Below are 13954 nucleotides of genomic sequence, written 5' to 3'. Positions count from 1 at the left end.
AACAAATGGCGCAGTGGTGTGGGTTCGGGCAGACCACCGATGTCGATCCTGCTAACCGGTGCCGACGGCTATCTCGGGTGGCCGACGGCACTCCGAATCGCTGCACGGACCGACGACCGAGTCGTCCTCGTCGACAACTTCGCCCGCCGTGAGTGGGTCGAGGAGGTCGGCGCCACGAGCGCGACACCCGTTTCCAGCATCGACCGGCGTCTCGACGCCGCGCGCGAGGTTCACGGGCTCTCGAACCTCTCCTTTGTCGAGGGCGACCTCGTCGAGAAGTCCTTCGTCGACGAACTACTGGCGGTCCACGAACCCGACGTCGTCGTCCACGCTGCGGCTCAGCCCTCCGCGCCGTACTCCCAGATCAACGGGGAGCGGGCCAACTACACCCAGCACAACAACATGCAGGCCACGCGGAACCTCCTGTGGGGGCTGGAGGAACACGACCTCACCGACACGCACTTCGTCGAGACGACGACGACGGGCGTCTACGGCGCGCCGGAGTTCCCCATCCCCGAAGGCGGCGCGACGATGGAGAACCAGGGGGAGGCCGACGACGTCCCGTTCCCGGCGATGGCCGGGAGCTGGTACCACCTCACGAAATCGCACGACGCGGCGAACCTCCGACTGGCACACAAGCAGTTCGACATTCCGATCTCGGACGTTCGCACCGCCATCGTCTATGGGACCGAGACCGCCGAGACCCGCGAGGACGACCGGCTGAAGACCCGGTTCGACTTCGATTACTACTTCGGGACCGTGGGGCATCGCTTCTGTGCACAGGCGGTCGCGGGCTACCCGGTCACCGTCTACGGCAAGGGCGAGCAGCGCAAGCCGTTCATCTCGCTGGAGGACGCCGTCGAGGGGCTGGCACAGGTCGCACTCGAAGACCCCGACGACCGGCCAGAGGGACTGACCGTCTACAACCAGGTCACCCGCGCGATCAGCATCGTCGAGATCGCCGAAACCATCGCCAATGTGGGTAGTGAGTTCGATCTCGACGTCGCCGTCGAGCACTTCGAGAACCCGCGTGACGAGGACGAGACCCACAAGATGGAGATCGAGAACGACCGGTACGCCGACCTCATCGGCGGACAGGACCAGACCTTCGAGGAGGGGGTCCGTGACATCTTCGAGACGTTGACCCGCTACGACGACACCATCGCGTCCTACGAAGACCGGTTCCTGCCCGGCGTCCTCGTCGACGACGAATGACGACTGACGTCCTGGTCACGGGCGGCTGTGGGTACATCGGGAGCGACCTGGTCCCGCGCCTGCAGGCCGACGAGCGCGTCGGCGACGTAGTCGTCCTGGACAGTCTCACGTCGGGGTCGCCCCGCGTCCTGATGGGCGCCGTCGACGACAGCCTCACCTTCCGGCGCGGCGACGTCCGCGAGTACGGTGACGTCGAGAGCGCGATGCGTGGGACCGACACCGTCGTCCACCTCGCGGCGATCACCGGCGCTGATAGTACTCACGACCGCCGCGCGGAGACGGTCGCAGTGAACTACGACGGTACCGAGAACATTCTGAACGCCGCCGGGAAACTCGGCGTCGAGAACGTGGTCTTCGCCTCCTCGTGTAACGTCTACGGGCGGGCGACGAGCACGCACATCGACGAGACGGTCGACCCCGACCCGATCAACCCTTACGCCGAGACGAAACTCGATTCGGAGACGTTGCTCGCGGAGTACTGCGCGGAGTTCGGGATGGACGGGACCGCACTGCGGATGGCGACCAACTTCGGCTACTCCCCCGGCGTCCGGTTCAACCTCGTCGTGAATTACTTCGTGTTCCGGGCACTGACCGGCCGGACGCTGACCGTCTACGGCGACGGCTCGAACTGGCGGCCGTTCATCCACGTCTCGGACGCCGCTCGGGCCTACAAGCACGCGGCGCTTTCCCCCGACGACTGGGACGAACGCGTCTACAACGTCGGCAGTACGGACGAGAACTACCGGATTTCGAAGATCGCCGAGATCGTCGACGAGGCGGTCGGTACGGTCGACATCACGTATCTCGAAGACGAACACCCGGGGCCGTCCTACCACGTCGAGTTCGACAGGTTGGGATCGACCGGATACCGTCCACAATGGACACTCAGAGAGGGGATCCTGGATATCGCAGGGAGGTTCACCGATGGTCCGCACTGATACGCCCCAGATCGCAGTGACAGGGGCCGCCGGCTACATCGGGAGTCGCATCCTCGTCGAACTCCAGTCACAGCACCCCGACTGGGAGATCATCGCCATCGACAACTTCTACGAGGGGACACTCGACTCGGTCGGCGATGTCGCGATCGACCACGTCGACATCCGCGACCGACGACGGCTCGAGACGGCACTCTCGGGCGCCGATGTCGTCCTCCACCTGGCCGCTATCTCGGGTGTCGACGATTGCGACGAGAACGCTGATCTGGCTTACGAGGTCAACGTCGGAGGGACGAACAACGTTGCCTGGTTCTGCCGGCAGACGGGTGCAGCACTCGTCTTCCCGTTCTCGATGGCCGTCGTCGGCGACCCCGAACAGTTCCCGATCACCGTCGACCATCCACGGGACCCCGTGAACTGGTATGGCCGGACCAAATTGCTGAGCGAACGCGCCATCGACGAGTTCGCCGCCGGTGCGTTCCCGGCCCACCAGTACATGATCTCGAACGTCTACGGGCGCCACGAGGTCGACGGAACCACGGTCTCGAAGGGGACGGTCATCAACTTCTTCGTCGACAGAGCGCGGGCAGGAGAGCCTCTGACCGTCTACGAACCCGGCAGCCAGTCGCGGAACTTCGTCCACGTCACGGACGTCGCCAGAGCGTACGTCCGGAGTACCGAGCGACTGCTCGCACAGCGTGCCGATGGCGCGACCGGCGTCGAGAAGTTCGAATTGGCGAGCGGCGAGGACCCAAGCGTGGAGGGTGTTGCCGAACTCGTCCAGGGAAGCGCTGCCGAACAGTTGGGAGTCGACGTCCCCGTCACGTTTGTCGAAAACCCGCGCGCGGACGACGAGACGCTCGTCGAGTCGTTCACTGTCGACACGAGCGCCGCTCGGAACCGGTTGGGCTGGGTGGCCGAGCGAACCGTCGCCGACGCGGTCCAAGCGGCGTTTGAATGATGTAGCGCTACCGCTCCGAGGTGCCGGAGTCCATCCGATCCTCTCCGCTTGCGGTATCAGACCGGAGGAGGCCTACGACATCGACGAACACCTGATACAGTTGCCGGATGACGATCTTCCCGTCGAAGGCCAGCGATTGCCGTCGGATGTACTCGATATCGTACTGGAGTTTCCGTTCCGGATCGGCCCCAGTGACGCCGTTGATCTGGGCGAGCCCCGTCAGGCCAGGCCGGACGAACCACCGGTTGGGCCACTCCTCGACCGTCGACTCCATGTCGGCGTCGAGCGAGGGTCGTTCCGGGCGAGGGCCGACGACGCTCATGTCGCCACGGAGCACCGACCAGAGCTGAGGGATCTCGTCGAGATGGCTCGTCCGCAGTACCTTCCCGACACGAGTGACGCGGGGATCGGTCCCACCTTCGTCCTCTACCGAGATGGTCGCGCCGGACTCGCTTTCGGCGTCCGGGACCATACTGCGGAACTTCGCGATGGTGAAGGTCTCGCCGAATGCCGCCGTTCGGTCCTGCCAGTAGAGGACCGGGCCGCTGTCTTCGAGTTTGATCGCAGTGGCGATGACGGCGATGACCGGGGTCAGGACGGTGAGTCCGACGGCCGAAAAAATGATATCGAACAATCGCTTGAGGACCTGATCTTGTGGGTCCCAGGGTTCCAGATCGACCTCGACGAGCGGCTCGCTCCCCACCTCGCGAGTCAGGACGGGGTCGGCGTAATCGCTGTGGATCTGTGCCTGGACGCCGTTCTCGTGGCAGGTCGTGAGTGCGCCGAACAACTCCGAGCGGTCCTCGCCGGCGAACGAGAGGACCGCCGTATCGGCGTTGTGTGAGAGCAACACCTCTTCGAGTCGCGAGAGCCCGCCGAGGCGTGGGATGTCGACTGAAGTCACGTGACCACCATCGGTCATACCGATCTCGCTGTCCCCGACGGCCTGTGGAGCGACGTATCCGACGACGTTCGCGTCCGCTGCACGGTTGATCCTCGGGATCCGCTCCGCGGCGTTCCCGACGATCACCGTCCGTTCTTCGCCATCGGCGGGGCGACGGCGGATCGCGACGAAGTACGCTGGCAGCGTCGCTGCGAGGACCGCTCCGGCCGTGATGAGGGTCAACCTGGGGAGTTTGTACGTGTAGTCGAAGTACCCGACCGTCGCGAGCGCGAGCACGGCGATGGCCGTCCGACGAACCGCGAACAGCCAGGTGTCGAGCAGTCGACGCGGTTGTGGCTTGTACAGCGGCGCGAACGCGATGGCGACGACGGTCGCTGTCGTCAGCGCCTCGAACGCGAACTCCTGGGGTGTCGCCGACCGGATCGGGAGATTGCCGACGACCGGGACAAGGACGATGAGGTCCTGTACCAGTGGCTGGTACGCGACCGCGATTGACAGGACGGTGAGTGTCACCGCCCCCAGCCCGCCGGCGAGTCGGTACCGCCAGCCACCGGTCATTAGTAGGTCATGGTTTATGCCGGGGAATAAGTCCATCGGGCCTGCTATCGCCGATGAGAACGACCCGTGTCCCTCCTTGGATCCGGCCCACGCTTGTTCGGTAAGCCGCTGTTATCAATTCGGACTGCTTGGACCGGGCGGCTTTAGTATATCTCCCAACAATCTCCCGGCAGTGAGTGGGCAGATACCTTTGGATATCCCGCTCGGTACGAAACTCGGGTGCTTGAGTGGCGGACAATCGATATACAATATAGGGATCCGGGAATGAACTTATAAATGCGAATTCTTCGAGTTGCACAGAAAGTATATCCCGATGTCGTTGGTGGTGGGTCCTACCACATCCATGCGATGAGCCGTGATCAGGCAAAGATGGGCCATGACGTGACCGTCCTGACGGTCGGAACGGATACCGAACAGCCACACGTTGAACAGCGTGATGGGTACACTGTCGTACGCTATCCATCGATCGCTCAGCCCCTCGGAAATGCGGTATCATCTGACGTGGCGTCTTTCCTCGCCAACGCTGACGAATTCGATGTCATACACGCCCATTCTCACTTGTACTTTTCAACTAATCTTGCCGCGCTCGGCCGACGTCTCGGTTCTACACCGCTGGCGATCACTAACCACGGTCTGTACTCCCAGACTGCGCCCGAATGGTTGTTTGACATGTATCTACGGACACTGGGTCGGTGGACGTTCGATTCGGCTGATGTCGTCTTCTGCTACACCGAGGAGGACCGTAATCGGCTTCGCGAGCGTGGAATTTCGACGGATATTGCGGTCATCCACAATGGGATCGACACTGATCGGTTCACTCCAGGTGGATCTGCTCACGACGCGATACGCGGTGATCCGGCCGTACTATTTGTCGGCCGGTTGGTCGAAGGCAAGCGACCCGGCGACGCGCTTGCAGCATTTAACCAGCTCCGTGACCGGTTCCCTGACGCAGTATTGAACATCTGTGGTGAGGGACCGTTGCGTGACGATCTCGAAGCAGAAGCACGTCAATGCGGTCTTGATAATTCAGTTTCATTTCTCGGTCATCTTCCGTACGACGTGATGCCTGCAGTGTATCGCGCTGGCGACGTGCTGGTGTTGCCGAGTCGCGCAGAAGGACTCCCCCGGACGGTCTTGGAGGCGATGGCATCGGGGACGCCGGTCGTAGTGAGTGATCTCGAACAAGTCGCACCTATCATTAACCCTGAGGGAGGTGAGACCGTTCCAGTTGGTGATGTACGAGGGTTCGCCGTAGCGTTGGCAACCGTCTTGGATGCCCGCGATTCGTACTCGCCAACCGAGACTGTTGCCGGTCAGTACGACTGGACTGATACAGTCGAACGGACGACGGCTGCTCTCGAAGAGATTGCGGGAGGACACGAGTGAACCGCCTCGACCTATCGCTGATACTCGGCTGTGGCGCGTGGTTCGTACTGAGTATAATCGCCATCCTGTGGTCACGCCCCGTCGAGGCCGTCGCGTTCGGGAGTTTCCTGCTGGTCGCCGCGGTGGTCACCGCTGTCACCTGGCGTTACACGAAGCCAACCGAGCAGGGCAGCCCACCATCGTGAGACGACCGGCGCAGCGAACACGAGCAGGACAAAGACGAACGGGACACGGTGGCGGACAGTCGTCCCGAAGTTAGTATCGACCAGGCCGTAGCCTAGGACGCCACCGACATACACCAATCCCAGCATTGCACCGACCGGGGTTCGCCACTCTCTGGCGGCGAGCGAGCGGCCCGCGGCGATGACAAGCACAATGAGCAGCGGGAGTACCAGTGCTGCCGCGAAATCGAACAGTCCGTTCACGTGGAGGGGAAAGGGTGCGAACTGAAAATATATACCCCGCACCGGGGCCGCAAATATGACATCTAACCAGGAGCCATAGCGAAATTGTGGAAAGTAGACCGCGCCGCCGACGCCGCGTATCGACAACTGCGTGTTGAGTGTCGTGATACTGTATCGCATCGAGAACGGAACGAGCCCGATAAGGCCGGTGAGACCGACGCCCAGAAATAATTCAGATATCCGAACGGACCGTTTCAGTCGCCACTCGACTATGGCGACGGCGACGGCCAGACAACCCCCGGTCAGAATTAGCCCAGCCAGTTCAACCCGAAACAGTCCGAGTGTGACGAGTCCAACCACAGCAGGCAGCGCCGCGAGTCGACGCCGCGTCAGTGCGGTCGCTGCGGCCGCCAGCGTCCCGACGAACAACGCTAGGGCGAGCGTATCCCGCATCGGGATGCTCGTGAACAGAAACGACAGGGGGAGAAACAGCGCGACTGTCCGAAGACCGTCGGTTTCATCGAGATCAGGGTAGAGTCGACGGGCAAGCATCGCCAGCGGGAGGACGAGGACGACCGCGAGCAGACTGTTGAATACTGCGGTGACACGGACGTCGACGCCGAATACTGTATACAGACCGGCGACGACCCAGCCGAACGCGACCGTCGATAGCGTCTCGCCGGTGGGCTGTCCAGCGAGCAATTCGAGAGCTGTCTGGTGATAGAGGTCGATATCCCACTGGTAAGGGAATACTTCGAGGGCGGCGACGGCGGCGACGATGTGAAGTAGGAATGCGATTCCGGCGGTGATGGTATAAATCCAGTCATCGAACAGATAGAAGACTGCAACGAGAACGACGAGCGTCACGACGAGTGCCAACAACACAGGTTGAAGATATATGATGTCCACTCAAATAGCTGCGGGGAGCGACAGACCTAATCCGGACCCCAACGCACTCGACAGTGTGCCTTCTGGAGGCCACGGTGATCCGCGAACGAGCAAGAGTCAACCAGTACCAGTGTGGTACTTGATTGGAACACTTGCAGTTGGAGGAGCCGAGCGGACGCTAGTTGACCTCGTGTCGGGTTTGGACGATCGGTTCGAGCCGACAATCTGGACTATCACAGAGCCAGGGCCGCTCGCGGATGACGTGCCGCCAGACATCCCAGTCCGCTCGCTAGGTGCAACTTCGAAGGTTGATTTCCGCGCTCCATTGCGGTTCACCCGCGCGCTCCGTCGCCAGCGGCCACCGCTTCTCCAGTCATTCCTCTACTTCGACAATACGCTGTCCCGGTTGGCTGGCATTGCTAGCCCAGAAACGACAGTAATCACGGGCGTACGTGCTGTCCCTGACGACCGCCCGTACCATCGAGCCCTGATCGACCGCGCGACCATGAGGCTATCCGACGCCATCGTCTCCAATTCCCGGGCTGGCGCCGAGTGGGTTATTGACCGAGGCGCACCACCTGAAGCAGTGTCTGTCGTCCACAACGGGCGTGACGTCGACCACTACAACCGCGATGTGCCGGAGGGCTACCGCGAGAGTCTGGGAATCCCCCCGGGTCCGGTCGTCGGTACGGTCGGACGGCTCATCCGTAGGAAGGGCCACCACGATTTGGTGGCTGCCTGGCCGTCGGTAAGGGCAGATCATGAAGAGGCCCAGCTCGTGGTTGTCGGTCATGGTCCGGTCTACAACCGTCTCCGCTGGCAGATCAACCAACTGGGTTGTACCGACTCAATACACCTTCTGGGCCAGCGTGAAGATGTCCCGTCGCTCTTGGCGCTGTTCAATGTGTTTGCGTTCCCTTCCCACTTCGAAGGACTCCCGGGTGCGCTTCTGGAAGCAATGTGCGCCGAGTTGCCAATTGTAACTACTCCTGTAGCCGGCTGTTCGGAACTGGTTGAAGACGGGGTTCACGGAACCCACGTTCCAGCCGAGGATGTTACTGCCCTGTCGGAAGCTATCTCGAAGTATATCACAGATGACGAATTGGCAACTGAGCACGGCGTGGCTGCCCACGAACGTGCGGCCGCGGAGTTCGAGATTGATGTGATGGTCGAAAACTTCCAGAGACTGTACGACGAACGACTGTGTGAATGAATAGCATCCTTCTCAACGCTCTTCGATGAGGATCGTGCTACAGTACGTTGATCTCCACCTCTTTCGTATTGATGTTTCTGGACCGTTGTCGTCGCTCTCGCGGAGTTCATCACACGATAACTAATCGATCCACTGTTCGAACCACTCCTCAAGCACGACCAGGTCCCACAGTCGGAATCCATGGTCTGTCCCGTCGAGATGTTCCTGCCAGAGGCGATCAATGCCTGAGTCGGCGAACCGTTCACGTCGGCCGAGTCGATTCAGTCGGATTCTGGCGAATGACCGCAGTTCCCCCCGGAACCACTCGTTGATGGGGACACTGAATCCTGATTTTTCGCGCGATAGTATCGACTCTGGCAGTGTCTCTGCGAAGGCGCGCTTCAGAACGCGCTTGCCGTTCGACCGCTGTCGCTTCTGGCTCGCAGGTATGGTCGCGGCGAACTCAACGAGTTCGTGATCCAGGAACGGTGATCGAACTTCGAGGGAGTGGGCCATGCTCGCTCTGTCAACCTTGACTAAGAGGGCGTCCGGTAGATACGTGGTTATGTCGACCTGCAGTAGCTGATCGAGTCGGGTCGGCCCATCGGTCGTCTCAAAGGCTGCACGGAGTGGGGCGAGGGTATCCTCACCAGTCCTGTCCCAAACTGATGTTAAATCCTCGCCAACAGCGTGGCAAATAAACATTGCGTACCGCTCGACAGGGTCCAGTCCTGCTGTCACGAGGGCTTCCCGAGGATACCGAACTGCTGAATGATCGCGAACCGATTCGGGCGCGATTGAGAATGCGGCGACGCCGGCTCGCCTGAGCACTTCTGGCAGTCGTTCGAGTTCGCTCGCGACTTGGTCCCACCAGTAGCGGTCGTAACCAGCGAAGTTCTCATCACCGGCATCACCACCGAGAACGACCTTCACCTCGTCGCTTGCTACCTCGGAGATGTAGTAGGTCGGCAGTGCAGACGGATCGCCGAACGGCATCTCATATTCGGTAACTAGCTTCGGCAAAACCTCGGCAGCATCCGGCGTCACGGTATACTCGTGGTGGTCCGTGTCGTACATTTCGGCCACAGTTTTGGCGTGGCCCAGTTCGTCGTACGCGGCCTCCTCGAAGCCGACGGAGTATGTGCTTACTGTGTCGTCACTCATTTCCGCGAGCAACGCGGTTAAGATAGAAGAATCGAGCCCGCCCGATAGAAACACGCCCAGAGGGACGTCGCTACGCATTCGGAGTCGTGTGGCCTCCTCGAGTTTTGTCCGGAGGGCCCCCGCCGTTTGGGCCATTGAGGAAGAACGCTTGTTTCGGAACGACACTGACCAGTAGTGGTTGCGGTGGATTCCGTTTCTGTCGACGACGGCGTACTCGCCCGGTTCAAGGCGCTCTACGTCCTGAAATCCAGTTAGTGGGTGGGGGACGTACTGGTAGGTGAGGAACGACTGAAGCGCATCGTAGTCCGGTCCCATTGAGACGTTCTCGTCGGCTGCGATTGCTTTGATCGTCGAACCGAACACAACACTTTCGTTGCCCTCATGAAGGAACAGCGGCTTCTGTCCCAGCCGATCGCGTGCCAGAAAAAGACGCTCGCGATTTTCGTCCCAGATACCGAACGCGAACATCCCGCGGAGGTACTGAAGACAATCTGTGCCATACTCTTCATAGAGATGCAGCAGGACCTCAGTATCCGTCTCAGAATTGAATCGGTAATGGTCAACTTGGTTGCGCAGCTCTTGATAATTATATATCTCTCCGTTGAAAACGATATGGACGGTTCCGTCGGAGTTTGCCATCGGCTGTTGACCGGCTGGTGAAGGATCAATAATTGAGAGGCGTCGGTGAGACAGGACGGCCGGACCATTTGCGTAGACACCCGAGTCGTCGGGTCCGCGGTGGGTCATCCGAGCGGCCATTCGCTCAGCGACTGCCACGTCGGGACGTGCGTTAAAAGATACCTTACCTCCGATTCCACACATGCGTACTCCAATGTTTTCCCCCCACTATCGTCAATCATCCGGAACAGCTACGCTTGCAGCCAAACACCCTTATATACAACAAACTACTGTATCCGGTAGATGACAAAGCGTGTCTGTTTTATCTCTCATTCCGCATATGGGTATTTCTCGGGCGATGATGCATTTGGATCCCGCCAGTTCTATCTGCTAAGTAAGCACCTTGCAGATAGTTTCGACATGCACTTTATTGTGGGCGACTACGGGCAGCAAAAACGAAAACAGCAAGAAAATGTAACTCTACACCGGTCTTACGCACCTTCACCACAGAGCTCGCCCGTTGAACAGGCATCGAATCTGAAAAGATTCTGGTGCGCAGTCCGCAACGCTGACGCTGACGTATACATCATTGAAGGCGGACCGAAAAAATTGCTAACTTTTTCTCCTGTTATCCGAATCGAAAATTCGATGCTGGTTTATCACGTCGTCTCGGATCAGTTTATCGAGACGCCGTCGGTTATATATAGTCCAATTACGGCTTCTCTGTTCCGTCGCGCATTAGCTGTTCCTGACAAAATTGTATCACAAACTGACTATCAGCAGACTACTCTAAAGCTTCTGCACGGGCAGAGTTCAAAGACGATCCCAAACGGATATTCACCTGTCGAGAATACGCTTCCCCACGCCACTAGGGAGTATTTCTTATGGATAGGCCGGCTCACCCGAGAGAACAAACGTCCACATCTATACCTTGATATCGCCGAAAAAATGCCAGAATATTCATTCCTCTTTGCAGGACCCAAAGAGGATTCCGGCTATACCGACCGTTTACTGGACCGAGCCAAGAAACTCAACAACGTTGACTACCTCGGATCGGTTAATCCGGACGAGGTTCATGAATACTATCGAAATTCGCTTGCGCTTGTAAACACGTCACTGGTAGAGGGGTTCCCGAATACTTTTTTAGAGGCGTGGCGGTACGAAACGCCTGTCTTAGGACTGTCTGTTGACCCGAATCGATTCCTTTCCGAACCCGACAACCGGTGTTATGCAAGTGGGGATTTATCCGTGCTCTGTTCACTAGCCCGTCGAGTTGCGGAGTCCGAAACAGTACGACGCCAGCTGGGGCAATCTGGTCGGATGACCTTCGAAAAGAAGTACCGAATGTCGACTGTTGGAAAGCAGTATGAAACGATGATTCGATCGTTGTGATCCAGTCGAACAGTCCAAATTTGCGGTTGAAGACGTTCCCCTCAATTAAGTATTGATTCGATGGCAGATGCATACTTGTTCGACACGGCGGTAATTGTGTACTTCGATTCGAACGCGGTCAAACTGAGTTTGGACACTTCGGTCCAGTGATTTTCGTCTTCAGCGAGGGTTCGACATCTTTGGACGGTAGCTCTGATATCATCTGTTGCAGTGATTCTCTGATCTTCCGTTTCGAGAAACCGATCTGGGTCCACGTCGAGACTGATGACGGGAGTACCCTGACGCCATGCTTCAAGAAACGTGTTCGGAAATCCTTCGTGCGTAGATGTATTGATGAGAGCTATTGCGCGGCGATATTCCTCGTGTATCTCGTCGGGGTTGAGCAGACCCAAGTACTCGACATTTGGTAGCGAATCAGCCCTATCTATGACTGCTTGAGCATACTGCCCGTGCTGGTCAGCAGGGCCAGCTATTGCGAACGATTCTGAGGGAATCCGTTTCGCGATATCTAACAGTAGATGTGGACGCTTCTGCCCCTCGGCGAGTCTTCCGACCCAGAGAAAGCGCTCGCGCCGGCTGAACCGGGGAGTGCCGTCGGCTGGCGGGTATCCGTTTGAGACGACCGTCGCATCGACGCTGTATTGGTCCTTGAGCCCGCGTTTCTGATGGGGTGTCTGAGCAATGATTCCATCCGCGTCCGACATCGCACAGTGGTGTAGCCGGCGAAGAGGGGCTGGAAGCGCTGCTGGATCCTTCGAGATGTGAGAATCGTTTGCGATGTTGAAGGCCCATCGAGTTCGAAGCCCCCGGGCTAACAGGTAGCTCAGACCGGCCGCGCGGAGAAACCCCCGGTGGATGTATACATCAGCGTTGGCTCGTCTCATCGCCAAGCCGAGTATCGCCAGATGTTTTATCGGCTGGAGGGGATTCTGGCGGTCGTGGAGCGGATACGCACGGTGTATCGTGACTCCTTCACGTTGCTCTCGCTTCTCTTGGCCATAGTCGCCAACGATTACGTGGACATCGAACTCGTCCGCGAGCGCTCGACTAAGGAGATAGATTTGTCGTTCCGCACCACCACCCTGAAAGGTAATGCTCGGGTTGAAATATCCGTACGTGCGGAGACAGATAAAACAGATAGTCGGTACCATCGCTCTATCAGTGTAACTGAGTATTGTCGTTCGCTTTAACCCTATCTTTAATTTGCGCGCGACACTTACAATCTTTCCCTTATAGGATGTTGGTATGCGGAAGACGACCCCAGAACACAGTACTAACGCAAATTGAAACATCTATAAGTGGGGCACTGTCTAGTGGTGCTTCAAGCGTCACTTGAGACGGGATAGAGCCTGCGAAGTTTGATGCGGGCATCGTCGGTTGTGAACTGCCAGTCGATAGAGATATCCGCTTCGTTCCGGCTCCGTTCCCACGCAGCGACCTCCGCACGGAGCGTCGCTGCGTCGGGAATCCGGCGGTCGAGACACTGAGACGCGAGTGCGCTGAGCTCGATTTCTGCCATATTGAGCCAACTTCCGTGCGGTGGTGTGAAGTGAAACTCTAGCTTCGCAAGCAACCGCCGAGCCTCCTTTGGCGGGAGAAACTCGTAGAAGGCGTACTCGGTGTGAGTGCTGAAGTTGTCGAGCACCACCCGGATACGATCTGCATCCGGGTAGTGCACATCGACGAGTTGGCGCATCTGCTCGACGAACTCGACCTTGGTTCGTTTCTTGGTCACATCGATGTGACGCCAGCCGACCAGTGGTTCACTGATCACGAAGAGGTTGTGCGTTCCGCCTCTTCGGTACGTGTAGTCAGTGCGAGCGACCGCTCCCGGTTTCGCCGGGAGCGGGTCGCGGACGTGGGTGAGAAGTTGTTTGTTGGTTTCGTCGAAGCAGACGACCGGCCGATCCTCATCATACGGTTCGTGGTAGAGGGCGAGAATATCCTCCATCCGGCAGACGAACTTGGCGTTTTGGCCGGGGGGAATCACCCACTGGGTGGATCGGTGAGGCTGCAGTTCGTTTTTTGAGAATCTGTCGAACGGTCTCATGTGAGATCGACTCGACATCGATCTCATCGAGAGTGACAAGGGTGTCTGCGAGGAGGTGGAGTGTCCAGCGAGCGCGCCCTTTAGTGACTGCCGAAACTTTTGTATTGTCACAGTGAGTTGGGTCAATAATGCCTGGCCCGTCGAAAGAGGTGAGAAAACATCTGGATGAATCAGAGCTTGACGCCGCGATCGACGAAGCTCAATCAAACGAAGAAACACGCGTAGTTCGGCGATTATGCCTTATTAAGAACCTCTACGCCGGTGATTCGATCACCGAAGCAGCATCT

11 protein-coding genes are annotated in these 13954 nt (G+C 58.7%); 6 read left to right on the top strand and 5 right to left on the bottom strand.

Going from position 1 to position 13954, the window contains the following annotated elements:
• Positions 1-39: 39 nt before the first annotated feature.
• Genes Hhyl2_RS09750 through Hhyl2_RS09740 form a run of 3 tightly spaced genes read left to right on the top strand, consistent with a single transcriptional unit; the run spans position 40 to position 3111 of the window.
• Positions 40-1215: an NAD-dependent epimerase/dehydratase family protein gene (locus tag Hhyl2_RS09750; protein ID WP_483550580.1), complete on the top strand. Its 1176-nt coding sequence runs from the start codon at positions 40-42 to the stop codon at positions 1213-1215.
• Entirely contained in the window at positions 1212-2153 is a 942-nt protein-coding gene (locus Hhyl2_RS09745) for an NAD-dependent epimerase/dehydratase family protein (RefSeq protein WP_483550579.1), read from the top strand. Before Hhyl2_RS09750 ends, Hhyl2_RS09745 begins: the two co-directional genes overlap by 4 nt.
• Complete coding sequence (locus Hhyl2_RS09740; RefSeq protein ID WP_483550578.1) at positions 2140-3111, top strand: NAD-dependent epimerase/dehydratase family protein; 972 nt, start codon at positions 2140-2142, stop codon at positions 3109-3111. The genes Hhyl2_RS09745 and Hhyl2_RS09740 overlap by 14 nt, the downstream gene beginning before the upstream one ends.
• A gap of 7 nt (positions 3112-3118) precedes the next feature.
• Here the strand turns inward: Hhyl2_RS09740 and Hhyl2_RS09735 are convergent, their stop codons facing one another.
• Positions 3119-4573, bottom strand: a complete 1455-nt coding sequence (locus Hhyl2_RS09735) for a sugar transferase (RefSeq protein WP_483550577.1) — start codon at positions 4571-4573, stop codon at positions 3119-3121.
• Between the two features lie 276 nt (positions 4574-4849).
• Here Hhyl2_RS09735 and Hhyl2_RS09730 point away from each other — a divergent pair, with 276 nt between their 5' ends.
• Positions 4850-5959 (top strand): glycosyltransferase family 4 protein, encoded by a 1110-nt coding sequence (locus Hhyl2_RS09730; protein ID WP_483550576.1) that lies wholly within the window; start codon positions 4850-4852, stop codon positions 5957-5959.
• Between the two features lie 71 nt (positions 5960-6030).
• Here Hhyl2_RS09730 and Hhyl2_RS09725 read toward each other — a convergent pair whose 3' ends face one another.
• Entirely contained in the window at positions 6031-7248 is a 1218-nt protein-coding gene (locus tag Hhyl2_RS09725; RefSeq protein ID WP_483550575.1) for a hypothetical protein, read from the bottom strand.
• Positions 7249-7261: 13 nt separating this feature from the next.
• On the opposite strand from Hhyl2_RS09725, the gene Hhyl2_RS09720 reads away from it, so the two are divergent.
• Positions 7262-8464: a glycosyltransferase gene (locus tag Hhyl2_RS09720; protein WP_483550574.1), complete on the top strand. Its 1203-nt coding sequence runs from the start codon at positions 7262-7264 to the stop codon at positions 8462-8464.
• 120 nt (positions 8465-8584) lie between these two features.
• On the opposite strand, the gene asnB is transcribed toward Hhyl2_RS09720, so the two are convergent.
• Positions 8585-10429, bottom strand: coding sequence for an asparagine synthase (glutamine-hydrolyzing) (gene asnB / locus Hhyl2_RS09715; protein WP_483550573.1), 1845 nt, complete (start codon positions 10427-10429; stop codon positions 8585-8587).
• 99 nt (positions 10430-10528) lie between these two features.
• Between asnB and Hhyl2_RS09710 the strand changes: the two genes are divergently transcribed.
• Positions 10529-11617, top strand: coding sequence for a glycosyltransferase family 4 protein (locus tag Hhyl2_RS09710; RefSeq protein WP_483550572.1), 1089 nt, complete (start codon positions 10529-10531; stop codon positions 11615-11617).
• A 41-nt stretch (positions 11618-11658) separates the two neighbouring features.
• Here the strand turns inward: Hhyl2_RS09710 and Hhyl2_RS09705 are convergent, their stop codons facing one another.
• Together Hhyl2_RS09705 and Hhyl2_RS09700 are read right to left on the bottom strand one after the other, a co-directional pair.
• Entirely contained in the window at positions 11659-12768 is a 1110-nt protein-coding gene (locus Hhyl2_RS09705) for a glycosyltransferase family 4 protein (RefSeq protein ID WP_483550571.1), read from the bottom strand.
• 170 nt (positions 12769-12938) lie between these two features.
• A complete protein-coding gene (locus Hhyl2_RS09700) occupies positions 12939-13667 on the bottom strand; it encodes an IS630 family transposase (protein WP_483550570.1) in 729 nt (242 codons plus the stop codon).
• Between the last annotated feature and the right edge of the window lie 287 nt (positions 13668-13954).

Source organism: Haloarcula sp. H-hyl2 (assembly GCF_056934385.1).
Note: the sequence above shows the minus strand (reverse complement) of the source record. Positions and strands in the feature narration are given on the sequence as shown.